Raw genomic sequence first — 21,740 nt, 5'->3', positions numbered from 1 at the left:
GCGACGGGCAGGGCGGCGCAGGTCGTGGCGGCGAGCGCGCGGGGGAGCGGGGAGACGAGCGCGGGAGCTCCTCGCGCGCGGGCGGCGAGCGCGCGGGTGCACCGCGCGGCGGTGAGCGCACGGGCGGTCCCCGCACCGGCTCCGGTCGGGGCGTCCCGCAGCGCGGCTCCCGCACCGCACCCCCGCGCGGCGCGCAGCCGGCGCGTCGCACCCGGCCGGCCCCCGCGGCGGAGCCGCTGCGCGACGTGCACGACCCCGAGGGCGTACGCCTGCAGAAGGTGCTCGCGACCGCGGGCCTGGGCTCGCGGCGCGCGTGCGAGGACCTGATCGCCGACGGTCGCGTGACGGTCGACGGCGTGCTCGTGCGCGAGCTCGGGGTGCGCGTCGACCCGAAGACCGCGGTGATCCACCTCGACGGGCTGCGCATCCAGCTCGACACCTCGCTCATCACGATCGCGCTGAACAAGCCCCTCGGCGTGGTCTCGACGATGCACGACCCGGAGGGGCGCCCGTCGCTCGCCGAGCTCGTCGCGCACCGCGAGGAGCGGCTCTTCCACGTCGGCCGGCTCGACGCCGAGACCGAGGGCCTGCTGCTCCTGACCAACGACGGCGAGCTCGCCAACCGCCTGTCGCACCCGTCGCACGAGGTCGCCAAGACCTACCTCGCGCACGTCGAGGGCCATGTGGCGGGCAACGTCGCGAACAAGATGCTGCACGGCGTCGAGCTCGAGGACGGGCTCGCGAAGGTCGACCGGTACCGGATCGTCGACTCGACCCCGCAGGTCGCCCTCATCGAGGTCGTGCTGCACGAGGGCCGCAACCGCATCGTGCGGCGCATGTTCGAGGAGGTCGGCCACCCGGTCACGCGGCTCGTGCGGACCCAGGTCGGCCCGATCAAGCTCGGCGACCTGCGCCCCGGCAAGACGCGCGTGCTCGGCAAGGAGGAGCTCGGCTCGCTCATGACGCAGGTGGGGATGTGAGCTCAGCGGTCGCCACGCGCGGCCCGGTGCGCGTGGTCGGCACCGGGCTGCTCGGTGCGTCCGTCGGCCTGGGGCTCGCGACGCGCGGCGTCGACGTGGTGCTGCACGACCCGTCGCGCACCGCGCTCGCGCTCGCCCGGGACGTCGGCGCCGGGCGCCCGGCGCATCCCGACGACGAGCCGCCTGCGCTCGTCGTCGTCGCGGCGCCGCCGGACGTGACGGCCCAGGTCGTGCGCGACGAGCTCGCGGCGCACCCCGGCGCGGTCGTGACCGACGTCGCGAGCGTCAAGGGCGTCGTCCTCGACGAGCTCCGGGCGTGGGGCGCGGACCTCACCCGGTTCGTCGGCTCGCACCCGATGGCGGGTCGCGAGCGCTCGGGCCCGTCGGCCGCGGTGCCCGACCTGTTCGTCGGCCGGCCGTGGGTCGTCGTCGGTTCGGGGGAGTCGACGCCCGAGGCGGTGCTGGCGGTGCGCGCGCTCGCGGTCGACCTCGGCGCCGTCCCGGTCGCGATGGACGCGGCCGCGCACGACGCCGCCGTGGCGGTCGTCTCGCACGTCCCGCAGGTCGCCGCGAGCCTCGTCGCCGCGCGTCTGCGCACCACGCCGCCCGAGGCGCTCGGCCTGGCGGGGCAGGGGCTGCGCGACGTGACCCGCCTGGCCGCGAGCGACCCCGCGCTGTGGACGTCGATCCTCGCGGGCAACGCCGGCGCGGTGCGGGACGTGCTGCGGGCGCTGCGCGGGGACCTCGACACCGTGATCGACGCGCTCGACCAGATCGACGCGGCGGCGACCTGGGACGAGATCGAGCTCGGGGCGCTCGCGACCGTCGCGCAGACCATCAGCGACGGCAACACCGGGGTCGCGCGCGTGCCGGGCAAGCACGGTGGCGCGCAGCGCACGTACGAGGTCGTGACGGTCCTCGTGCCCGACAGCCCGGGCGAGCTCGCGCGGCTGCTCACGGACGTCGGGCACGCGGGGGTCAACCTCGAGGACCTGCAGCTCGAGCACTCGGCGGGCCGCCCGGTCGGCATGGCGGCGATCTCGGTCCTCCCGGGTCGCTCGGAACACCTGGAGGCGGAGCTGACGGCCCGCGGATGGAGGTTGGTGAGTTGAGCACGCAGGTGCCCGCGACGCGCGGGCGCACGGTGGTCGTGGCGGTCGACGGGCCCTCGGGGTCCGGGAAGTCGAGCGTCTCGCGCGAGGTGGCCCGCCGGCTCGGGCTCGCGTTCCTCGACACGGGGGCGATGTACCGGGCGGCGACGTGGTGGTGCCTCGAGACCGGCGTGCCGCTCGACGACACGGCGGCGGTCGCCGCGACGGTGCGCGACCTGCGGCTCGCCGTGGGCGTCGACCCGGACGCCCCGACGGTGCACGTCGGCGAGCACGACGTCGCGGCCGCGATCCGCGAGACGCGCATCTCGGCGGCGGTCAGCGCGGTCGCGACCAACCTCGACGTGCGGGCCGAGCTCGGGCGCCTCCAGCGCGAGGCGATCGCCGCGGAGAGCACGCCGGGGTCGTTCTCGCAGGGCCGCGGCGTGGTCGCCGAGGGCCGCGACATCACGACCGTGATCGCGCCCGACGCCGACGTGCGCCTCCTGCTCACCGCGAGCGAGGAGGCGCGGCTCGCGCGCCGCGCCCGGGACGTGCACGGGTCCGACGACGCCGCCTCGGTGGAGGCGACGCGGGACCAGGTCCTGCGCCGCGACGCCGACGACGCGACGGTCTCGACGTTCCACACCGCCGCCGACGGCGTCGTCACGGTCGACTCCTCGGACCTCGACCTCGAGCAGACCGTGCGCGCCGTGCTGGAGGTCGTCGCCCGCGCGACCGGCGTCCGGGCATGAGCGCGGCGGGGGTCCGCCCGGTCGCGGGAGGCGCGGCCCCCGGGCACGCGCGCGGGCAGTGGATCGGGCGCCTCCTCGCGCACGTCGTGTGGGACACGCGCGTGAGCGGCACGGAGCACGTACCGGCCGAGGGGCCCGTGCTGCTCGCGGCGAACCACCTCGGCGTGCTCGACGGGCCGGTCCTGTTCGGCGTGGTGCCGCGGTCGGTGAACCTGCTCGTCAAGCACGAGATGTTCCGCGGACCGGTCGGCGTCGTGCTGCGCTGGTGCCGGCAGATCCCGGTCGACCGCGCGAACGGGCGCCCGGCGCTCACGACCGCGCTCGCGGTGCTCAAGGACGGCGGCGTCGTCGGTGTGTTCCCCGAGGGCAACCGCGGGCGCGGGGACGTCACGAGCACGCGGGCCGGCATCGCGTGGCTCGCGGTGAACTCGGGGGCGACGGTGCTGCCGGTCGCTGTGCTCGGCACCCGGCGCACCGGTGAGTCCGTGCGGCACCTGCCCGCGCCCCGGCGCCGGCTCGCGGTCGAGTACGGTGCACCGCTCGACCTGGCCGCGGCACCGGGCGCGTCCCGGCGGGAGGCGCTCGCCGCCGCGCAGGAGGCGATCCGGACCGGCCTCGCCGCGCACGTGACGGCCGCCGCGGCGCGCACCGGGCTGCCGCTGCCCACCGACGACCCCGAGGCGCCGCGCCGTCCACCCGCGCCGCATTAGTCCCGCGAGCGGTGCGCGGGGGAGGATGGGGCCCATGAGCCAGACCGACCCGACCACGGGCCTGCCCGACGAGACCGCGCCGGCCGCGCCCGCGGTCCCGGGAACCGACGCACCCGCCGCACCTGCCGCGGCCGAGACCGAGCTGACCGACGCCCAGCGCGAGGAGGCCCTGCGCGTCGGCCTCGCCGAGTACGAGCTCGAGGACGAGGACCTCGCGCTGCTGTCGGGCGACGGGCTCGACGAGGACGGCGCCGGGCCCTCCGCGCCGCTGCCCGTCCTCGCGGTCGTCGGCCGGCCGAACGTCGGCAAGTCGACGCTCGTCAACCGCATCCTCGGCCGCCGTGAGGCCGTCGTCGAGGACAAGCCCGGCGTGACGCGCGACCGCGTGAGCTACCCCGCCGAGTGGGCCGGGCGCCGGTTCACCCTCGTCGACACGGGCGGCTGGGAGGTCGACGTCGCCGGCATCGAGGCGCGCGTGGCCGAGCAGGCCGAGATCGCGATCTCGCTCGCCGACGCCGTGCTCTTCGTGGTCGACGCGACCGTCGGCCCGACGGCGACCGACGAACGCGTCGTGCGCCTGCTCCGGAAGGCCGGAAAGCCCGTGGTGCTGTGCGCCAACAAGGTCGACGGGCCGCGCGTCGAGGCCGACGCGACCGAGCTCTGGAGCCTCGGGCTCGGCGAGCCGCACCCCGTGTCCGCGCTCCACGGGCGGGGCACGGGGGACCTGCTCGACGCCGCGATGGACGCGCTGCCCACCGTCTCGAAGCACGGCGCCGCGATCCCCGAAGGCGGTCCCCGCCGGGTCGCGCTCGTCGGGCGCCCCAACGTCGGCAAGTCCTCGCTGCTGAACAAGGTGCTCGGCGAGGAGCGCGTCGTCGTCGACTCCGTCGCCGGGACCACTCGCGACCCCGTCGACGAGGTCGTGGAGCTCAAGGGTCGGCCGTGGGTGTTCGTCGACACCGCGGGCATCCGCCGGCGCGTCCACCAGACGTCCGGCGCCGACTTCTACGCCTCGCTGCGCACGCAGGCGGCGATCGAGAAGGCCGAGGTCGCGGTCGTCCTCGTCGACGCGAGCGTCAAGATCACCGAGCAGGACACGCGCGTGATCTCGCAGGTCATCGAGGCGGGCCGGGCGCTCGTCGTCGCGTACAACAAGTGGGACCTCATGGACGAGGACCGCCGCCCGTTCCTCGAGCGGGAGATCGAGCAGGACCTCGTGCAGGTGCAGTGGGCGCCGCGCGTGAACTTCTCCGCGAAGACGGGCTGGCACACGGACCGGCTCGTGCCCGCGCTCGAGCGCTCGCTCGCGTCGTGGGACACCCGCATCCCCACGGGCAAGCTCAACGCGTTCCTCGGTGAGCTCGTCGCCGCCCACCCCCACCCGCTGCGCGGAGGCAAGCAGCCGCGCATCCTGTTCGCCACGCAGGCCAGCACCCGGCCCCCGCGGTTCGTGATCTTCGCGACCGGCTTCCTCGAGGCCGGCTACCGCCGCTACATCGAGCGCCGCCTGCGCGAGACGTTCGGCTTCGAGGGCACGCCGATCTCGATCTCCGTCCGGGTGCGGGAGAAGCGCAAGCGGTGAGCGGGGCGCCGCGCGGCGCCGGGCCCGGCGCGGGGCACGGCGTGCAGGACCGGCACCTGCTCCTGCGCCTCGGGCTCCCGCGGGACCCGTCCGCGACCAAGCACCTCGCGGGCTTCCTCGTCGCGACGGTCACCACGGTGCTGCTCACGCGGGCGCTGCTCGCGGTCAGCGGCTACCCGCAGCTCGGCGGCGGCGGGCTGCACGTGGCGCACGTGCTGTGGGGCGGGCTGCTGCTCGCGGTCGCGATCGTGCTCTCGCTCTCCTACGCGGGACCGGTCGTGCGCCCCGTCGTCGCGCTCCTCGGTGGCGTGGGCTTCGGGCTGTTCGTCGACGAGATCGGCAAGTTCGTCACGTCCGACAACGACTACTTCTACGAGCCGACGGCGGCCCTGATCTACGTGGTCGTCGTCGGGCTCGTGCTGCTCGTCGAGGCGATGCACCGACGCTCCCCCCGGCACTCCTCGGAGGCGCTCGCGGGTGCCGTGGACCACGCCGTCGCCGGCGTCGCCGGTGGCTTCAGCCCGCGGGCCCGCCGCCACGCGCGCGGGCTCGTCGCCGACGCGGGTGACGTCCCCGCCGCGGCGGAGGTCGGCGCGCTGCTCGACCGGGTGTCCGACGACGCCGAGGAGCTGCCCGACGTCATCGGGACGGTCGCGCACTGGATCGTCCAGGGCACCCGTCACCTCGTGCGGGCGCGCTGGGTCCCGTGGCTCACCGTGGGGGCGCTCACGCTGACGGGAGCGGCGACCGTCGGGCGCGGGATCTACGCCTGGTCCGCGGGAGCCGACGTGCCGGGCTGGGTCGTCACCGGGATGCTCGTGAGCGGCCTGGCGTCGGTGCTGTGCGCATCGCGAGGGCTCGCGCTCGTGCGGCGCGACCGCGAGGAGGGCTACCGCTGGTTCCGGCGGGCCGTCCTGCTCAGCCTGCTCGTGACGCAGATCTTCCTGTTCCGGATCGACGAGTGGGCGGCGACGGTCGGGCTGCTCGGCGACCTGTTCCTGCTCGGCGTCGTCGCTGCGGAGCTCGACGTGATCGCGGAGCGGCGGCTCGCCCGGGCCGCGGCGACGGCCCCGGACGCCGGCGCGAAGGGGACCGCGGGCGCCGGGTGACCGGCACCCGGGCCGGGGTGCGGTATTCTTTCCGAGGCCCGTTCGCGGGCCAGCGGGCTGTGGCGCAGCTTGGTAGCGCACTTGACTGGGGGTCAAGGGGTCGCAGGTTCAAATCCTGTCAGCCCGACAGTGTTTCAGCAGGTCAGAGGCTCGTCCCGGACGTCGGGACGGGCCTCTTCTGTGCGATAGAGCCTAAGTTAGAGCCTAAGTCGTCACTGGACGTGCCCGGATGAGCCCAGGCGCACCCGGACGAGCGGACCCCGGACGGCTCGTCATCGTGGTGGGGACCACCGCGCGTGCCGGTCACGGATTCGGACCTCTTCCGTGTCAGTAATCGGAAGGGTGCCCGGGCGGGACCGGCTGCGTCACTTTCGTCCCGGTCACAGGCTTGCGAGGACGCTGGCGGCCCGTCGCGGACAGGGCCGAACACGGGCGGGTTGCTACATGCGTTGCTACACGACCGGTCGCGGGTGAGGCGTGCCGGGGCGCCGCTGGGATGCATGGCCGCTGAATACCCATGCGCCGGATTTCGGGGGCCTGGCGTGTCGCATGCGGCCCCGACGGTGTTCAGCGCCCCGGTGTCCTCTTCTGACCCGGGCGACCAGTCAGGCCACGACCTGGATCTTGATGTGGTCCTGGCTGGTCGCGGCCTTGAGGGCCTCGTTGTAGTCCTCGAGCTTGTACGTGGCGGTGATGAGGCTGGTCAGGCCGGCTTGCAGGTCGACCATGCGCTCGGCGGACTCGAGGTACTTCTCGGCCAGGGAGTTCGACCCGATGATGCTCAGCTCCTTGGCGAAGACGTCGTACGGGCTCAGCGAGATAGCGGCGGTGGGGGAGGCGACTCCCATCTGGATGAGCCGGCCGCGCTGTCCGAGCGTAGCGATCGCCTGGGCGATGGCGGCCGGGTGCCCGCTGGCGTCGAGCGCGAGGTCGAACTCGGATCGGCTGAGCTCGTCGGCGAAGGCGACCGCTTCGACGGCGCCGAGCTCGAGGGCGGCTGCGCGTCGTGCCGGGTCGGGCTCGACGACGCGAACGTCGGAGGCTCCCTCGGCGCGGCAGAGGATGATCGCCATGAGGCCGATCGAGCCGGCGCCGAAGATGACGAGTTCCTGGTCGCGCGAGTCGGGGACGCGCTCGAGGCCGTGCAGCGCGCACGCGAGGGGTGTGTCTTAGGCGCACGAGGCGCTTCCTGCAGGAGTGGGCGTCAGGCGGGCGAAGTCTCTAGCTGCGGGCGTCACCCGGCGGCCGGAGCGCGTCCATGACCAGGTCGGTGAACGCTCCAGGGGCGCCGGGTGACGAGATCTCGTGCGCTGCGCCGAGTGCATGGATGCAGAAGGTGACCAGCAGGTCGACGTCGATGTCGGCGCGAACTCGACCGCGGCGGGTCTCTTCGGCGAGCAGGTCACGAAGGAGCGCGTGCAGCTCGTGCTGGGCCTCGGCGATGTGCTCCCCAGAGTGCAGTCCCACCGCTGACTCCTCGTTGCCATGACTTCTAGTCACGCTCGCGAAAGCCTCGAGCACGGCGCGCAGCGCATCGTCGGGATCGGAGGTGCCGGCGCGGACGTGGCGCAGTTGGCCCAGGTGGGTGCGCACCTGGCGTTCGTGCCAGGCGAGCAGGAGCTCACGGGTGTCCGGGAAGTACCGGTAGAGCGTCCCCCTGCCGATCCCGGCCCGCTCGGCGACCGCAGACATCGTCAGGCCGGTCGGGCCGGTCTCTGTGTAGATGGCGCCCGCGGCGTCGAGGACGGACTCCCGCACGGCGTGGCGGTGAGCGTCGACTGAGTCGCGCCAGAGCAGCGGCATGCCCCTACCGTACCCACCCCAGTGACACGTCGTCGGCGCTGTGACACTGTGTTCCATAAAACCCGACCCAGGAGCTCTCATGGACACCACGCCGGACCGGCCCTCCCCGTCAGCTGACCACGCTCGGCCGGAGCGCCCGCGCGCGCCGCGGTGGGTGAAGGTCCTGGCCGTGCTCGGCGCCGTGATGGTTGCGCTGGTGGTGATCGCCCTGCTGGCCGGCGGCGAGCACGGTCCGCAGCGCCACGGGGCGGCCGGAGCCGAGGCGGGTCCGACCACCACGCTGGGTGCGCGACGGTGAGCATGTCGCCGGGGCTGCGCAAGGGGGCGCTGTGCCTGCACATCACGTCCTCGGTCGGGTGGACCGGGGCGGTGCTGACGTTCTTGGGGATGTCCGTGGTGGCGATCACCGCACGGGAGGACGCGACGGTGCGCGCGATGTACGTCGCGATGGATGCGCTGGCGTGGACGGTGCTCGTGCCGCTGGCGCTCGCCGCACTGGCGACGGGGCTGGTGCAGTCGCTGGGCACGGTGTGGGGGCTGGCGCGGCACTACTGGGTGGTGACCAAGCTGGTGCTCACCGTGGTGGCCACGTTCGTGCTGGTCCTCTACACCGAGACCCTCGCCACGCTGGCCGAGGTTGCGACCGACACCTCGACCGGCGACCTCGACGCGCTGCGCTCGGTCTCGCCGTTGGTGCACGTGGTGCTCGCGCTGCTGGTGCTGCTTGGCGCCACGGTCTTGTCGGTGTTCAAGCCCAAGGGCCTGACCGCCCGCGGGTGGCGGCTTCAGCAGGGCGCGCGGGCCGCCTGATCCCTGGCGGGTCAGGCTTGTTAGCCCCGGGGAGCGCCCTGCGTTGTCTCTTGACGTTCGCAGGCGTGCGTCGTAACTTACCGTTCGTGGTCACTTACCGAGTGGATGACGGATGGGACGCCTTGGGCGACCCGACCCGGCGGGCCATCGTCGCGCGTCTGGCGGAACGCCCGTGGGCGGTCGGCGAGCTGGCCCACGAGCTGCCGATCAGCCGGCCAGCGGTGTCTCAGCACCTGAAGGTGCTCAAGGACGCCGGCCTGGTCACCGACCGCACCGCCGGGACGCGCCGGGTCTATCGACTCAACCCCGCAGGCGTCGCCGCCTTGCGAGATCAGCTGGACACGTTCTGGAGCCGCGCCCTGACCGGGTACCAGGACGCCGTCGAACACCCGATCGAGGAGGACTCATGACCCAGGCAGTCGATGTGGTGGTGCGCCGGCAGATCGTCGTGGACGCGCCGCTCGAGCGCGCCTTCGCCGTGTTCACCGAGCGGTTCGGCGACTTCAAGCCGCCCGAGCACAACCTGCTCGACGCGGCGATCGCCGAGACCGTGTTCGAGCCGAAGGTCGGCGGTCACATCTATGACCGCGGCGTCGACGGCACCGAGTGCCGCTGGGCGCGCGTGCTCGCCTACGACCCCCCGGACCGGGTGGTGTTCAGCTGGGACATCAGTCCCCGGTGGAGCATCGAGACCGACCCGGACAACACCAGCGAGGTCGAGGTCCGGTTCGTCGCCGAGACACCCCAGCGCACGCGGGTGGAGCTGGAGCACCGCCATCTCGACCGGCACGGACCCGGCTGGGAGTCGGTCCGTGACGGCGTCGCGCACGACGAAGGATGGCCGCTGTACCTCGACCGCTACGCCGCCCTGCTCGCCGCACCGCGCTGATCGTCGAGCAAGCAGACGGGAACCTAGCTCGTCAGGGCGGGCCCCTTGGGGTGATCCCCGGCTCGGAGGCCATCCGTATCGACGTTCGGCGCACCAGCCGACCTGCGGGATCGGCTCAGCGGTGATGTCAGCGGGCGGGGACGGGACGCACGGTGAACTGCTCGACGCCGGGCAGGTGCTCGACAAGCTCGGCATGCGCGGCGGTGGCGATCGCGTCAGCGTCGGCGAGCGTGGTGACGTTGACCGTGATGACGGCGTCGCCCACGACGCGGTGGCCGATCCAGCGCACCTGCAGCCGGTCGATGCCGGCGACCCCGGGAGTTGCCTCCAGGGCATGCTCGGCTCGGTGCAAGAGGGCGGGGTCGATGCCGTCCATCAGTCGGCCGCCGATGCTCTTGGCGGTGCCCCACAGCAGCACGAGGATCGCGGCCGCGATCAGGATGCCGATGATCGGGTCGGCGACCGGGAAGCCGAGCCAGACGCCCAGGGCGCCGAGCACCACCGCCAGGGAGGTGAAGCCGTCGGTGCGAGCGTGCACGCCGTCAGCCACCAGGGCGGCCGAGCCGATGCGTCGCCCCACGCGGATGCGGTAGATCGCCACCGCTTCGTTGCCGGCGAAGCCGATGACGCCGGCGGCCGCAAGCAGGCCGAGGTTCTCCAACGGGCGCGGGTCGAGGAGCCGGTCGACGGACTGCCACGCGGCCACGACCGCTGAGAGAGCAACGACCACGAGGATGAACAGGCCGGCGAGGTCTTCGGCGCGCCCGTAGCCGTAGGTGAACATGCGCGACGCGGGTCGGCGTGCCAGCACGAACGCCACCCACAGCGGCACCGCAGTCAGGGCGTCGGAGAAGTTGTGGATCGTGTCCGCCAGCAGGGCAACGGATGCGGTGAACAGGACGACGACGAACTGCGCGACCGTGGTGCCGAGCAGCACGAACAGGCTGATCTTCAACGCCCGCACGCCCTCCCGGGAGGCCGTCAGGGCGTCGTCGACCGAGTCGGCGGCGTCGTGGGTGTGCGGCATGAACAGCTCCCGAAGGAACCCGCGCAACCCGCCGCCGTGGCCATGCCCATGGTCGTGCTCGTGGTCGTGCTCATGGCTGTGGCCCGGAGAGTGGTCGTGCGCGACGTCGTGGTCGTGCACGTGCGCCCGCGCGCTCATGACGCGTCTGCTTCGAGCATGTCCTGGTGGTGGTGCCGCGGCGTGCCGCCGAGAGCGTGCTCGGCCTGGAAGATCGCGTCGGTGACGAGCTGGCGAGCGTGCTCGTTCTCGAGCCGATAGAACACCTTGGTCCCGTCGTGGCGCGTAGAGACGATGCGCGCCAGCCGGAGCTTGGCCAGGTGCTGGGAGACCGTCGAGGGCGACTTGCCCACGACCTCTGCGAGGTGGTTCACGCTCACCTCGCCCGTGTCCCGCAGGGCGAGGATGATCCGCACCCGCGTGGCGTCCGCCAGCATCGCGAACACCTCGACAGCGAGCTCGACGAAGGAGCTGTCCGGCAAGCGACCGCATCTATTCGTATCTTCGATCATGCGCAGATATTAACTCTGCCGCCGTCGCGCTGAAGCACGCTCGGTCGCCGCACCTGGGCGGGCTAGGCGTCGCGTGCTGTCGGGTCGACGGCCTCGGCGCTGTGCTGGAGCCTGGTCCCGGGTTCGACGCCGGCTTCCTCGAGCCGCCAGATGAGCTCACCGATGGTGCGCTGCACCTCGCGCCACTGGGCTTCGGGGTGCGTGGCACCACCGTCGAGGGCGCGGTGGGCGTCGAAAGATGTCAGGTACGCCTTGAGCCCGGCGCGCAGCAGCATGAGCTCACGCCCGGTGAGGATGACCTGGTGCGGTGCGTCGATGTCCACCCGGCCGCCTGCGGTTCAGCTGACGCGGATGAAGGTGGGGTTGGTCTGCCAGATCTCGCGGATCTGGATGGTCTTGCCCGGGCGGGGGGCGTCGACCTGCATGTTGTCGCCGGCGTAGATCGAGATGTGCCCCGGGGACCAGATGAGGTCGCCCGGCTGGGCCTCGGCCCGGGAGACGACCGTGCCGGCGCCGCGCTGGGCGGAGGACGTGCGCGGGAGGGTGATGCCGACCTGGGCGTACACGTAGGACGTGAACCCCGAGCAGTCGAACCCCTCGGGGGTGCTTCCCCCGGACAGGTACGGCACACCGACGTAGCGGGCCGCGATCTCGACGATCGCGTTGCCGTTCGCCGACGCGGGCGCCGCGGCACCGATCGGCTCCGCCTCGGCCGCGGGCGCCTCCTGCGTGGCGGGCTCGGCTGCCGCGGCGCGGGCCGCGCTGCGCGACGCAGCTGCCGGCGCGGGCTCGGGCTCGGCCTCGACGACGGGCGGCGGGGCGACCGCGGTCAGCGTGGGGGCCTCGAAGCCCCAGACGGCGTCAGGGGCGGCGGCCACGACCGGGGAGGTGTGCACCAGCGCGTGCGCGGAGGCGGTCAGCGCGGCGGTGTTGACGCCGGCGACGCTGGCGGCGTGCGTGCCGGACCCGTGCGCCGAGGCGGGCACGGCCACCATCGACAGGAGCAACCCGGACCCGGCTGCGGCGACGGCCGAGCGGCGGCCCGCGGTGGCCAGGCCCGCGCTGGTCGCGGTGGCGAGGTCGTCGAGAGAGGTCGTGGGGCGACCCGGTGAGCGGCGACGGCCGCGGGTGGCGCTCGAAGGCATGGTGAACCTCTCCAGACGCCTACGAGGTGAGCTGTCGGGTTCGGGCTGGAGAACGCCCGGCCGGTCAGGTTCGACCGGCTTCACCCCAAGGACACCGCACGGATGCCCACGATGTGGGTCCCCCGCTCCTGCCAGCAGGACTGGAACTGACCGCGGGTGGTGGCAGGACTCGGCGATCCACCTCGGGCTGCCCCAGGAGGGTGGGGCGGGTCGATCCTAGGTGCCGCTTCGCGGGGATGTCACGGCAAGGTCACGCCGGCGGGTCGCCAGCGCCGCGGACGCTCTGCTCATCACGACTTCTTGGACTACCGGGAATGCCCACGCACTGGGACACGTTGTGCGCTGGTATACCCCCCAGGGGTATCCGTTACGGGCAGGTCGCCGAGGAGGGCCGGATCATGAGCACGTCGCATCCCGAGCACCACACCACCCCGCCAGGTGCCGAGCACCACGGCCACCACGGCACGCCGGTGACGGTCACCGCAGACCCGCAGCCGGCGGCTCACGGCGAGCACCACCCGGTGCACGCCGAGCATCACCCCGACCACGGCGCGCACAGCCACACCGACACCGCCCACGCCGACCACCATCATGACCATGCGGGGGCGGCGCCCGCGGGTGGGCACCAGCACGGGCACGGCGGCCAAGGCGGGCACGGGGACCACGTCGGGCAGTTCCGGCGGCTGTTCTGGTTGACGCTCGTGCTGGCGGTCCCGACGGTGCTGGCCAGCGGGATGTTCGCGGCGCTCCTGGGGTACCCCCTGCCCGACGCACCCGCGATCGCGTGGGTCTCCCCGGTGCTCGGCACGATCATCTACGTCGTCGGCGGGCGCCCCTTCCTGGTGGGGGCGGTCAGCGAGCTGCGGGCACGCAAGCCCGCGATGATGCTGCTCATCGGCATGGCCATCACGGTCGCGTTCGTCGCGTCCTGGGGCTCGAGCCTGGGGGTGCTGTCCCACGAGCTCGACTTCTGGTGGGAGCTGGCGCTGCTGGTGGTCATCATGCTGCTCGGGCACTGGGTCGAGATGCGCTCCCTGGCACAGACGTCTTCCGCGCTGGACTCCCTGGCCGCGCTGCTGCCCGACGAGGCCGAGCGCGTCGACGCCGGCACCGTCACGGTCGTCGCCCCCGCCGACCTGCGTCTCGGGGACGTGGTGATCGTGCGCCCCGGCGGACGGGTGCCCGCCGACGGCGTCGTGGTCGACGGGTCCGCAGACGTCGACGAGTCGATGATTACCGGGGAATCCCGCCCGGTCCGGCGCGCCGCGGGCGACCACGTCGTGGCCGGGACCGTCGCCACGGACTCCGCGATCCGAGTCCGCATCGACGCCGTCGGGGACGACACCGCTCTGGCCGGCATCCGCCGCCTCGTCGAGCAGGCCCAGTCCTCCTCTACCCGCGCCCAGCGCCTGGCCGACACCGCCGCCGGGTGGCTGTTCTGGTTCGCGCTCGGCTCCGCCGCCCTGACGCTGGCCGCGTGGCTGACGTGGGGCACCCCGGAGACCGCGTGGATCCGCGTCATCACCGTCCTGGTGATCGCCTGCCCCCACGCCCTGGGCCTGGCGATCCCGCTGGTGGTCTCCATCGCGACCGAACGCGCCGCCCGCGGCGGGGTGCTCGTGAAGGACCGGATGGCCTTGGAGCAGATGCGCACCGTGGACACCGTCCTGTTCGACAAGACCGGCACCCTGACCAAGGGCGAGCCCGCCGTGACCCACATCGCCGTCGAGGGCACCCGCACCGAGGACGAGGTCCTCGCCCTGGCCGCGGGCGCGGAGGCCGACAGTGAGCACCCGCTCGCCCGTGCCATCATCGCGGCCGCCACCGCCCGCTCCGTGCGGGTCGCGCGGGCGAGTGAGTTCCGGGCCAGTACCGCGGTCGGGGTCCGCGCCACCGTCGACGGGCACGACGTCGCCGTCGGCGGGCCCCGGATGCTCGCCGAGCACCACGCCCACCCGCTCGCCCAGACGCACGCGTGGGCTGAGCAGGGCGCGATCGTCCTGCACGTGCTCATCGACGGGCAGGTCGCCGGGGCGCTGGCCCTGGCCGACGAGATCCGCCCCGAGTCCCGCCAGGCGGTCGACGCCCTGCACGCCCGCGGCGTGCACGTGGTGATGATCACCGGCGACGCCGAGCCGGTCGCCCGCGCGGTCGCCGCCGAGATCGGGGTCGACCAGGTGTTCGCCGGGGTCCGCCCGGAGAACAAGAGCGAGAAGGTCGCCGAGCTGCAGGCCCAAGGCCGGCGCGTGGCGATGGTCGGGGACGGGGTGAACGACGCACCGGCGCTCGCCCAGGCCGACGTCGGCATCGCGATCGGCGCCGGCACCGACGTCGCGATCGCCTCGGCCGGGGTGATCCTGGCCAGCGACGACCCCCGCTCGGTGCTGTCCGTGATCGAGCTGTCCCGCGCGTCCTACCGCAAGATGCAGCAGAACCTGTCCTGGGCCGCCGGGTACAACCTCATCGCCGTCCCCCTCGCGGCGGGTGTGCTCGCACCGGTCGGGTTCGTGATGCCGATGGCGATCGGGGCGATCCTGATGTCCGTCTCGACCGTCGTGGTGGCGCTCAACGCCCAGCTCCTGCGCCGACTGGACCTGCGGCCCGAGGCCAGCGCGCAGGCAGTGCTCGCCCGCCGCGGCTGACCCGGCACCCCGGGCGCCGGGGCGGCTTCATCGAACCTTGATGCAACGACAGCCTCGCTCGGGCGTCCCCCGGGCGAGGCTGGCCCGGTGGGCGTGCCCACCGCACGCTCGTTGCCTGATGCCTCGCCTGGGACGCCTGTTCCGGGCGAGGCACCTCGACGTTGGGAGATCTCATGAACCGCGCTCGACGGCGCCTCACCGCGACCGTGATCGCCTTCGGCGTGACCGTGGCGGTCGCCGCGTGCTCGCAGGACCTCGGCCCGGCCACCGCGCCGACCGGCCAGGCGGCCACCGCCTCCGACGGGCACGCCCACGCGGACGAGACCGACAGCGCCGGCCTGCCGGGGGCGCACACGCACGGGGTCGGGATCAACCCGGCCGACGACCTGGTCTACCTGGCCACGCACGAAGGGCTGTTCCGGTACGACGAGACGGGACCGAAGCGGGTGGGGCCGGTGATCGACCTGATGGGCTTCACCGTCGCCGGGCCGGACCACTTCTACGCCTCGGGTCATCCGGGGGCCGGGACGGACATGGCGAACCCGGTGGGGCTGATGGAGTCCACCGACGCCGGCGAGACCTGGACCGCCCTGTCGCGGGAGGGCGAGTCGGACTTCCACGCCATGACCGCCTCAGACGCGGGGGTCGTGGCGTTCGACGGCGCGGCCCTGCAGGCCACGAGTGACGGGGTGAGGTGGGGTGACCTCGACGTCCCGGTGCCGCCGTTCGCGATGGACGTCTCACCTGACGGGCGCACGATCGTGGTCACCAGCCAGGAGGGCCCGGTCCGTTCCACCGACGCCGGCGCGAGCTGGGACCGGCTCGAGGAGGCCCCGCTGCTGCAGGTCGTGGACTGGGCGGACACCTCGACCGTCGTCGGGGTGACGCCGGACGGGGACGTCACGCTCTCCGAGGACGCCGGCGCGACCTGGGCGCCGGCCGCGACTCTCCCGGGACCGCCGCAGGCCGTGGCGGCGCACCGCGCGGCCGACGGGTCGCTGCGCGTGGTGGCCGTGACGCAGGACACGGTCCTGGAGTCGGTCGACCTCGCGGCCGGGTTCGACCCGCTGCCAGGAGCCTGATCGGGGGGTGTGATCAGGACGGCCGCGGGAAAATCAATGGGATCTTCATGTGAGGACCAGCGGGCGTGCGGGGTTCGCGCCGAAGAGTCAGGGCGAGACCTTTCCTTGAACGCCTGGAGCCTGCCCATGTGGACCCCGACCCGCCGCCCGATCCTGCTCACCGTCGCCGTCGCGGGCACGCTGCTGCTCGCGGCGTGCAGCACCGGCTCGGAGCCCTCCGCCGCTGACGACGCCGCCACCGCGACCCAGGCGCCGGTGTCCACTGGGGTGACCGGCACGGTGTGGGTCGCGAACGAGGGCGAAGGGACGCTGACCGCGATCGATGCCGACTCCGGTGAGGTGCTGACCACGGTGTCCGGGATCCCCAGCCCGCACAACGTGCAGATCAGCCCGGACGGGTCCACCGTCTGGGCGGTCAGCGGGCACAACAACGCCCTCGTCGCCCTGGACGCCGAGAGCTACGAGCTGCGCGGGACCGCGGCCACCGGGACCAGCCCCGCCCACGTGGTGCTCACGCCCGACGGGTCCTCGGTCTACGTGACCAACTCCGGTGAGGACTCCCTCGACCGCTACGACGCCGCCACCCTCGCCCCGACCGGCACCCTCGGCGTCAGCGCCGGCCCGCACGGCCAGCGGCCCAGCGGCGACGGCACCATCTTGGTGGTGGCGGGCACGGCCGCCGGGACCATCGACGTGGTCGACCCCGCCACCCTCACGCGCACCGCGACCATCCCGGTCGGGGAGTCCCCGGTGCAGGTCGCCGTGTCGAACGACGCGCGCACCGCGTACGTGAGCCTGGCCGGGACCAGCGCGGTCGCGCAGGTCGACCTGACCGCCCAGGCGGTCGTCGCGACGCTCGAGGTGCCGTCCCCGCCGGTCCAGCTGTTCCTGACCCCGGACGGGACCAGCCTGCTGTCGGCCGACCAGGGCACTCCCGACGCGCCCGGTGACACTGTGACGATCATCGACGTCGCGACCATGGACGTGCGGGCGACCATCACGACCGGGTCAGGTCCGCACGGGGTGGTCGTCGACCCCAGCGGGGAGGTGGCGTGGGTGACCAACCTCTACGACGACACCGTCTCGGTGCTGGACCTCGCCACGAACACCGTCGCAGCGACCATCCCGGTCGGTGACCTGCCCAACGGCATCTCCTTCACCCCGCGCACCGGCGCACGCCCGGCCGCTGCCCCCGCCCTCACCGTCCCGGACTACTCCACCGGAGCGGGTAGCGAGGACTCGGGCACCCACACCGACGACCACCACGGCTGACCCCAGCCGCCGGCGCAGAGGACCAGCGCCCTGCCCGCCACCGGCGACGGGTGCGGTCGCTGCGCGCCGTCTTGGTGGGCACCGGTACGCGGTCGGGCGCCTCGTCGATGAAGTTTCGATGGAGGTCACCCCGGAGGGCCTACAGGTCCCATGTGCCGGGGCAAGCCCGCGACGACAGTGCACACAGACACCTTTCGTCAGGAGCTCCCCATGCATCCCGCTCTGGTCCGGCTGCCGGTCGCCGTGGCTCTCGCCCTGCCCCTGGTCGGCGCATCCACCCTCGTGCTCCCCGCGCCGGCAGCCACGGCCGCCTTGCGCCAGGACACTGCCGAGCACGAGACCACGTCGCACGACCACGCCGCCACACAGCCGAGCGCCGCCCCGGCAGCAGACGAGCCCACGCTCGACCCGGCGACGCCCGGCCAGGCCCTGACCGGCATGGAGCCCGAGAACGGCACGGACCACGCGGACAGCGGTGAGGGGTCAGCGCACGAGGAGGGCCACGACTCCGGCAGTGGCTCCGACGAGGCACCGACGGACACCGGTGGCGCGGGCGGTCACGGTGAGACGACCGGCGAGCACGCCGAGGACGGCGCAGCGCCCGTTGCCCGGCCGCGGGCCGCGGTGCTGTCCACGTTCATGGGCGTCAACGCCGCGGTGCTGATCGCCGCCTCGGTGCTGCGCCGCCGTAACCGCAATCGGCCCCGCCACCGTCCCCGCCCAGCCGGCGCCCCGACCACCGCCTGACCGCCCTGAAGGACACGACGATGACCACACTGACCCCGCCCCCGCCGCCACCCGAGGTGACGGTCGACCCCGACGTCACGCCCGGCCCCGATCTGACACCTCCGCCGGTCGGGCGGAACCTGATGACGATCCCGTGGGTCGCCCGGTCGTTGCGGTCCGGCTGGTACCCCAAGATCTTCCAGATCCCGGTCGCGGCGGTCTTCGGGCTGGTGGCCTACCAGCTGCTCGCCGGCCCTGACCGCGCGCACGACAATGCGGGCACCGCGCTGATGTGGGTGCTGTGGTGGCCGGTCATCCCGATCGTGTTCGTGCTGCTCGGCCGGTTCTGGTGCGCGGTGTGCCCCTTCGGGGCGCTGTCCGACGCGGTGCAGAAGCTCGTCGGGGTGAACCGGCCCGTGCCGAGCTTCCTGAAGAACTACGGCATCTGGATCATCGACGCCTCGTTCCTGGCCATCACGTGGGCCGACCACGTCTGGGGCGTCGTGGAGTCCCCCTGGGGGTCCGGGGTTCTGCTCTTGCTGCTCACCACCGCGGTGATCGCCTCGGGTGCACTGTTCCAGCGCCGCACGTTCTGCCGGTACCTGTGCTTCCTCGGCGGGCTGTCCGGCAACTACGCCCGTACCGGCATGGTCGAGCTGCGCGCCGACAGCGCGATCTGCAAGACCTGCAAGTCCCGGGCCGTCTGCTACAACGGCAACGACAAGGTCGCCGGCTGCCCGCTGTTCACGTTCCCCCGCACGATGGAGGACTCGGCGAACTGCAACCTGTGCGCGAACTGCATCAAGTCCTGCCCCAACGACGCGATTCAGGTCCGGCTGCGCAAGCCGACCAGCGAGCTGTGGTTCATCACCAAACCGAAGATCGAGCAGTCGATGCTCGCGATGGCGATCATGGGCATCGTCTTGATCCAGAACATCACGATGCTCGAGGTCTGGGACGGGTTCCTCGCCCGCATCGAGGCCGTCACCGGGATCACCAGCTACGCCGTGATCTTCACTGTGGCGTTCGCCGTCGCGGTGTCCGTGCCCGTCGGCCTGCTCGCCCTCGCCTCGCGGATCGCCGCTCGCCGGAACCTCGAGGACACCCGGCTCAACTTCGCGCGGTTCGGGTACGCCCTCATCCCGCTCGACGTCGCCGGGCACCTCGCGCACAACCTGTTCCACCTGCTCGCCGAGGGCGGCTCGGTCTACTACACGGTCGCGAACCTGTTCGGCGCCGGCGTCTCGGGTGACCCGGCACTCGTGAGCACCGGCACCATCCAGGTGCTGCAGTTCGCCCTCCTGGCCCTGGGCATCGCGGGGTCCGTCTACACCGCCAAGCGCATCGCCTACCGCCGGTACCGCACGGCCGCCCGCCGGCGTGCGACGCTCACTCCGTACGTCGCGATCATCGCCCTGCTCGGGGCGATCAACGTGTGGATGTTCCTGCTGCCCATGGCCCACCGCATGTGACCCCCCGGCGTGTCACCGGCGAGCACACGAGGAAACGACTGGGGAGGGTGGTGCGCGATGGGTGCGTGGGTCGTCGGCGTAGTGGCGTTGGTGGTGCTGGTGGTGGCCATGGCGGTGTGGGCGGTGACGCGGCTGTTCCCCTCGACCCCCGCACCCGGCCACCCGCGCGCTCCCGCACATCGTGAGGTGCGGGAGCGATCAGGTCGCGGGCAGGGTGAGGGTGAAGGTGCTCCCGGCTCCGGGACCGGCGCTGGTGGCGGTGATGGTACCGCCGTGGGCGTGCACGAGCGCCTGGCAGATAGCCAGCCCGATCCCTGACCCGCCCCGGGCGCGGTCGCGGGCGGTGTCGGCACGGTAGAACCGCTCGAAGACGTGCGGCAGGTGCTCCGCGGCGATCCCCTCGCCGGTGTCCGTGACGCTGATCCACACCCCCGCAGCTGGCGCCAGAGAGGCGCTGAGGGTGACCGTTCCGCCGGCGGGGGTGTGCCGCAGCGCGTTGGTGACGAGGTTGTCCAGCACCTGCGCCAGGCGCAGCCGGTCGACCACCACCGCCGGCAGCCCGGCAGCGACGTCGTGGGTCAACTCGACTCCCCGTGCGGTGGCGCGCTCCCGTGCCGCGCTGAGCGCAGCGGTGATCAGCTCACCGGGGTCGGTGGGGCGAAGGGCCAGAGCCAGGTCCCCGCTCTCGGCCCGGGTCACGGCGGCCAGGTCCTCGGAAAGGCGGGTCAGGCGCGTGGCCTGGTCCCGCAGCAGGGTGACCGTGGCCGGGTCGAGGGCTTGCAGGCCGTCCTCGAGCGCCTCGAGGTAGGCGGAGATCGTCGCGACGGGGGTGCGGACCTCGTGGGCGACGTCCGCGAGCAGGCGCCCACGCAGACGCTCCCCGTCCTGCAGCCGGGTGGCCATCCGGTTGAACGACGCGGCGAGGTCGTCGAACTCCCGGCCCATGCCGGGGGGCGAGACCCGGGAGTCATAGCGGCCCGCGCCGAGGCTCGATGCCGCGGAGGACAACGCCGCCAGGGACCGCCCGATGCGGCGGGTCAGCACCACCGAGACCGCCAACGACGCGACCCCCGCCCCTGCCAGGGCGAACGCCAGGGCCAGGGTGCTGGCGGAGCGGAACGCCTGCTCGGCGTGCAAGACCGCCTCGTCGTGGTCGCCGAGCCCGGCTTGGAGCATGTGCTCGTGGAAGACAGCCGGACCGACCAGCCACGCAACCGCCCACGCGGTGATCGCCCCGACCATCATGACCAGCACGATTCCGGCGAGCAGCCGCCCCGCCAGCCCCCACCGCGACGGTCCACCCCACACGGCGGTGCTCACTGCCCGGGCCCGATCCGGTACCCAACACCGCGCACGGTCCGGATGAACCGCTGCGCCTCGGCGCTGTCCCCGAGCTTCTGGCGCACGTGCAGCACGTGCACGTCGACCAGGTGCTCGTCCCCGACCCAGCCCGGGCCCCACACCGCCTCGATCAGCGCAGGCCGGCTGAACACCATCCCCGGCCGAGCGGCCAACGCGGCCAGCACGTCGAACTCCGTGCGCGTCAGCGCCACCGGCTCCCCGTCGACGTGGACCTCCCGGGCCGCCGCGTCCAACGTCAGCGACCCGACGGTCGTGACCGTGGCGGCCGGTGGCGGCTCCGCCGGGACCGCGGCGCTGCGGGGCCGGCGCAGCAGGACACCGACCCGGGCCATGAGCTCGCGTGGGCTGAACGGCTTGGTCATGTAGTCATCCGCACCGACCGACAGCCCGATCAGGGTGTCGACCTCCTCGGCCCGCGCGGTGAGCATGAGCACGTAGCAGTCGGAGAAGGTGCGCAGCTGGCGGCACACCTCGACCCCGTCAACCCCAGGCAGCCCCAGGTCCAGGACCACCACGTCGGGGTCGACCTCGCGCAGCACCTCCAGGGCACGCGCGCCGTCGAAGCACACGTGCACCTCGAACCCGTCCCGCTCCAGGTACCCGGCCACCAGCCGCGCCAGGGGCTCCTCGTCATCGACCACGACCGCGCGCCGGCCCACCGGGATGCTCACGCGCCCCATTGTGTGCCGCGCTCGGCCACGCCCCGGCGTGCGATCGGTGGCTTCATCAAACCTTGATCGAACGACGATCACGGGTTCAGGCGTACCCGTCAGGCTC

Annotated in this window: 23 protein-coding genes, 1 tRNA gene and 1 riboswitch; of the genes, 16 read left to right on the top strand and 8 right to left on the bottom strand. The window is 73.2% G+C overall.

The window, feature by feature from the left end:
- From ACWFNE_RS12520 to ACWFNE_RS12490, 7 genes are all read left to right on the top strand, one after another.
- A partial coding sequence (locus tag ACWFNE_RS12520) for a pseudouridine synthase (RefSeq protein WP_452122739.1) occupies positions 1 to 980 on the top strand: 980 nt, incomplete at its 5' end.
- A complete protein-coding gene (locus ACWFNE_RS12515; RefSeq protein ID WP_452122738.1) occupies positions 977 to 2,092 on the top strand; it encodes a prephenate dehydrogenase in 1,116 nt (371 codons plus the stop codon). The genes ACWFNE_RS12520 and ACWFNE_RS12515, both read left to right, overlap by 4 nt.
- Positions 2,074 to 2,823 carry a (d)CMP kinase gene (gene cmk / locus ACWFNE_RS12510; protein WP_452122737.1) on the top strand — a complete coding sequence of 250 codons (750 nt, stop codon included), beginning with the start codon at positions 2,074 to 2,076 and terminating at the stop codon, positions 2,821 to 2,823. The genes ACWFNE_RS12515 and cmk overlap by 19 nt, the downstream gene beginning before the upstream one ends.
- Complete coding sequence (locus ACWFNE_RS12505) at positions 2,820 to 3,533, top strand: lysophospholipid acyltransferase family protein (RefSeq protein WP_452122736.1); 714 nt, start codon at positions 2,820 to 2,822, stop codon at positions 3,531 to 3,533. The genes cmk and ACWFNE_RS12505 overlap by 4 nt, the downstream gene beginning before the upstream one ends.
- Before the next feature lie 34 nt (positions 3,534 to 3,567).
- Positions 3,568 to 5,115 carry a ribosome biogenesis GTPase Der gene (gene der / locus ACWFNE_RS12500; protein WP_452122735.1) on the top strand — a complete coding sequence of 516 codons (1,548 nt, stop codon included), beginning with the start codon at positions 3,568 to 3,570 and terminating at the stop codon, positions 5,113 to 5,115.
- Complete coding sequence (locus ACWFNE_RS12495; RefSeq protein WP_452122734.1) at positions 5,112 to 6,224, top strand: hypothetical protein; 1,113 nt, start codon at positions 5,112 to 5,114, stop codon at positions 6,222 to 6,224. The genes der and ACWFNE_RS12495 overlap by 4 nt, the downstream gene beginning before the upstream one ends.
- Positions 6,225 to 6,277: 53 nt before the next feature.
- Positions 6,278 to 6,351, top strand: a tRNA-Pro gene (locus ACWFNE_RS12490).
- Between the two features lie 478 nt (positions 6,352 to 6,829).
- On the opposite strand, the gene ACWFNE_RS12485 is transcribed toward ACWFNE_RS12490, so the two are convergent.
- Positions 6,830 to 7,324, bottom strand: coding sequence for a zinc-binding dehydrogenase (locus tag ACWFNE_RS12485; protein WP_452122758.1), 495 nt, complete (start codon positions 7,322 to 7,324; stop codon positions 6,830 to 6,832).
- 121 nt (positions 7,325 to 7,445) lie between these two features.
- Entirely contained in the window at positions 7,446 to 8,027 is a 582-nt protein-coding gene (locus ACWFNE_RS12480; RefSeq protein ID WP_452122733.1) for a TetR/AcrR family transcriptional regulator, read from the bottom strand.
- 79 nt (positions 8,028 to 8,106) lie between these two features.
- Between ACWFNE_RS12480 and ACWFNE_RS12475 the strand changes: the two genes are divergently transcribed.
- The 4 genes from ACWFNE_RS12475 (at position 8,107) to ACWFNE_RS12460 (ending at position 9,726) form a co-directional block, all read left to right on the top strand.
- Positions 8,107 to 8,325 carry a hypothetical protein gene (locus tag ACWFNE_RS12475; RefSeq protein ID WP_452122732.1) on the top strand — a complete coding sequence of 73 codons (219 nt, stop codon included), beginning with the start codon at positions 8,107 to 8,109 and terminating at the stop codon, positions 8,323 to 8,325.
- A gap of 2 nt (positions 8,326 to 8,327) precedes the next feature.
- Positions 8,328 to 8,837, top strand: coding sequence for a DUF2269 domain-containing protein (locus ACWFNE_RS12470; protein WP_452122731.1), 510 nt, complete (start codon positions 8,328 to 8,330; stop codon positions 8,835 to 8,837).
- A gap of 86 nt (positions 8,838 to 8,923) precedes the next feature.
- The gene (locus tag ACWFNE_RS12465; protein WP_452122730.1) at positions 8,924 to 9,247 is read left to right on the top strand and encodes an ArsR/SmtB family transcription factor; all 324 of its coding nucleotides are present in this window, start codon (positions 8,924 to 8,926) and stop codon (positions 9,245 to 9,247) included.
- The gene (locus tag ACWFNE_RS12460) at positions 9,244 to 9,726 is read left to right on the top strand and encodes an SRPBCC family protein (RefSeq protein WP_452122729.1); all 483 of its coding nucleotides are present in this window, start codon (positions 9,244 to 9,246) and stop codon (positions 9,724 to 9,726) included. Before ACWFNE_RS12465 ends, ACWFNE_RS12460 begins: the two co-directional genes overlap by 4 nt.
- Before the next feature lie 127 nt (positions 9,727 to 9,853).
- Here ACWFNE_RS12460 and ACWFNE_RS12455 read toward each other — a convergent pair whose 3' ends face one another.
- The 4 genes from ACWFNE_RS12455 to ACWFNE_RS12440 form a co-directional block, all read right to left on the bottom strand.
- Complete coding sequence (locus tag ACWFNE_RS12455) at positions 9,854 to 10,891, bottom strand: cation diffusion facilitator family transporter (RefSeq protein ID WP_452122728.1); 1,038 nt, start codon at positions 10,889 to 10,891, stop codon at positions 9,854 to 9,856.
- Complete coding sequence (locus tag ACWFNE_RS12450; protein WP_452122727.1) at positions 10,888 to 11,262, bottom strand: ArsR/SmtB family transcription factor; 375 nt, start codon at positions 11,260 to 11,262, stop codon at positions 10,888 to 10,890. The genes ACWFNE_RS12455 and ACWFNE_RS12450 overlap by 4 nt, the downstream gene beginning before the upstream one ends.
- Positions 11,263 to 11,324: 62 nt before the next feature.
- Complete coding sequence (locus tag ACWFNE_RS12445) at positions 11,325 to 11,585, bottom strand: hypothetical protein (RefSeq protein WP_452122726.1); 261 nt, start codon at positions 11,583 to 11,585, stop codon at positions 11,325 to 11,327.
- 15 nt (positions 11,586 to 11,600) lie between these two features.
- The gene (locus ACWFNE_RS12440; RefSeq protein WP_452122725.1) at positions 11,601 to 12,407 is read right to left on the bottom strand and encodes a C40 family peptidase; all 807 of its coding nucleotides are present in this window, start codon (positions 12,405 to 12,407) and stop codon (positions 11,601 to 11,603) included.
- 2 nt (positions 12,408 to 12,409) lie between these two features.
- Positions 12,410 to 12,591, bottom strand: a riboswitch (cyclic di-AMP (ydaO/yuaA leader).
- Positions 12,592 to 12,805: 214 nt separating this feature from the next.
- Between ACWFNE_RS12440 and ACWFNE_RS12435 the strand changes: the two genes are divergently transcribed.
- The 5 genes from ACWFNE_RS12435 to ACWFNE_RS12415 all read left to right on the top strand — a co-directional run bounded on the left by ACWFNE_RS12435 (position 12,806) and on the right by ACWFNE_RS12415 (position 19,601).
- Positions 12,806 to 15,049, top strand: a complete 2,244-nt coding sequence (locus ACWFNE_RS12435; protein WP_452122724.1) for a heavy metal translocating P-type ATPase — start codon at positions 12,806 to 12,808, stop codon at positions 15,047 to 15,049.
- A gap of 173 nt (positions 15,050 to 15,222) precedes the next feature.
- Positions 15,223 to 16,131 carry a F510_1955 family glycosylhydrolase gene (locus tag ACWFNE_RS12430; protein WP_452122723.1) on the top strand — a complete coding sequence of 303 codons (909 nt, stop codon included), beginning with the start codon at positions 15,223 to 15,225 and terminating at the stop codon, positions 16,129 to 16,131.
- 126 nt (positions 16,132 to 16,257) lie between these two features.
- The gene (locus ACWFNE_RS12425) at positions 16,258 to 17,403 is read left to right on the top strand and encodes a YVTN family beta-propeller repeat protein (RefSeq protein WP_452122722.1); all 1,146 of its coding nucleotides are present in this window, start codon (positions 16,258 to 16,260) and stop codon (positions 17,401 to 17,403) included.
- 210 nt (positions 17,404 to 17,613) lie between these two features.
- Entirely contained in the window at positions 17,614 to 18,150 is a 537-nt protein-coding gene (locus ACWFNE_RS12420; protein ID WP_452122721.1) for a hypothetical protein, read from the top strand.
- 20 nt (positions 18,151 to 18,170) lie between these two features.
- Positions 18,171 to 19,601: a 4Fe-4S binding protein gene (locus tag ACWFNE_RS12415; RefSeq protein WP_452122720.1), complete on the top strand. Its 1,431-nt coding sequence runs from the start codon at positions 18,171 to 18,173 to the stop codon at positions 19,599 to 19,601.
- 198 nt (positions 19,602 to 19,799) lie between these two features.
- On the opposite strand, the gene ACWFNE_RS12410 is transcribed toward ACWFNE_RS12415, so the two are convergent.
- Both ACWFNE_RS12410 and ACWFNE_RS12405 read right to left on the bottom strand, forming a co-directional pair.
- A complete protein-coding gene (locus ACWFNE_RS12410) occupies positions 19,800 to 20,921 on the bottom strand; it encodes a sensor histidine kinase (RefSeq protein WP_452122719.1) in 1,122 nt (373 codons plus the stop codon).
- Positions 20,918 to 21,643: a response regulator gene (locus tag ACWFNE_RS12405; RefSeq protein ID WP_452122718.1), complete on the bottom strand. Its 726-nt coding sequence runs from the start codon at positions 21,641 to 21,643 to the stop codon at positions 20,918 to 20,920. The genes ACWFNE_RS12410 and ACWFNE_RS12405 overlap by 4 nt, the downstream gene beginning before the upstream one ends.
- Positions 21,644 to 21,740 lie beyond the last annotated feature (97 nt).

It is taken from the genome of Cellulomonas sp. NPDC055163 (genome assembly GCF_053607065.1).
Note: the sequence above shows the minus strand (reverse complement) of the source record. Positions and strands in the feature narration are given on the sequence as shown.

Coding starts and splice junctions, on each gene's coding strand:
- cmk (WP_452122737.1), top strand. CDS start 2,074: ATGGAGGTTGGTGAGTTGAGCACGCAGGTGCCCGCGACGCGCGGGCGC.
- ACWFNE_RS12505 (WP_452122736.1), top strand. CDS start 2,820: ATGAGCGCGGCGGGGGTCCGCCCGGTCGCGGGAGGCGCGGCCCCCGGG.
- der (WP_452122735.1), top strand. CDS start 3,568: ATGAGCCAGACCGACCCGACCACGGGCCTGCCCGACGAGACCGCGCCG.
- ACWFNE_RS12480 (WP_452122733.1), bottom strand. CDS start 8,027: ATGCCGCTGCTCTGGCGCGACTCAGTCGACGCTCACCGCCACGCCGTG.
- ACWFNE_RS12475 (WP_452122732.1), top strand. CDS start 8,107: ATGGACACCACGCCGGACCGGCCCTCCCCGTCAGCTGACCACGCTCGG.
- ACWFNE_RS12470 (WP_452122731.1), top strand. CDS start 8,328: ATGTCGCCGGGGCTGCGCAAGGGGGCGCTGTGCCTGCACATCACGTCC.
- ACWFNE_RS12460 (WP_452122729.1), top strand. CDS start 9,244: ATGACCCAGGCAGTCGATGTGGTGGTGCGCCGGCAGATCGTCGTGGAC.
- ACWFNE_RS12455 (WP_452122728.1), bottom strand. CDS start 10,891: ATGAGCGCGCGGGCGCACGTGCACGACCACGACGTCGCGCACGACCAC.
- ACWFNE_RS12450 (WP_452122727.1), bottom strand. CDS start 11,262: ATGATCGAAGATACGAATAGATGCGGTCGCTTGCCGGACAGCTCCTTC.
- ACWFNE_RS12440 (WP_452122725.1), bottom strand. CDS start 12,407: ATGCCTTCGAGCGCCACCCGCGGCCGTCGCCGCTCACCGGGTCGCCCC.
- ACWFNE_RS12435 (WP_452122724.1), top strand. CDS start 12,806: ATGAGCACGTCGCATCCCGAGCACCACACCACCCCGCCAGGTGCCGAG.
- ACWFNE_RS12430 (WP_452122723.1), top strand. CDS start 15,223: ATGAACCGCGCTCGACGGCGCCTCACCGCGACCGTGATCGCCTTCGGC.
- ACWFNE_RS12425 (WP_452122722.1), top strand. CDS start 16,258: ATGTGGACCCCGACCCGCCGCCCGATCCTGCTCACCGTCGCCGTCGCG.
- ACWFNE_RS12420 (WP_452122721.1), top strand. CDS start 17,614: ATGCATCCCGCTCTGGTCCGGCTGCCGGTCGCCGTGGCTCTCGCCCTG.
- ACWFNE_RS12415 (WP_452122720.1), top strand. CDS start 18,171: ATGACCACACTGACCCCGCCCCCGCCGCCACCCGAGGTGACGGTCGAC.
- ACWFNE_RS12405 (WP_452122718.1), bottom strand. CDS start 21,643: ATGGGGCGCGTGAGCATCCCGGTGGGCCGGCGCGCGGTCGTGGTCGAT.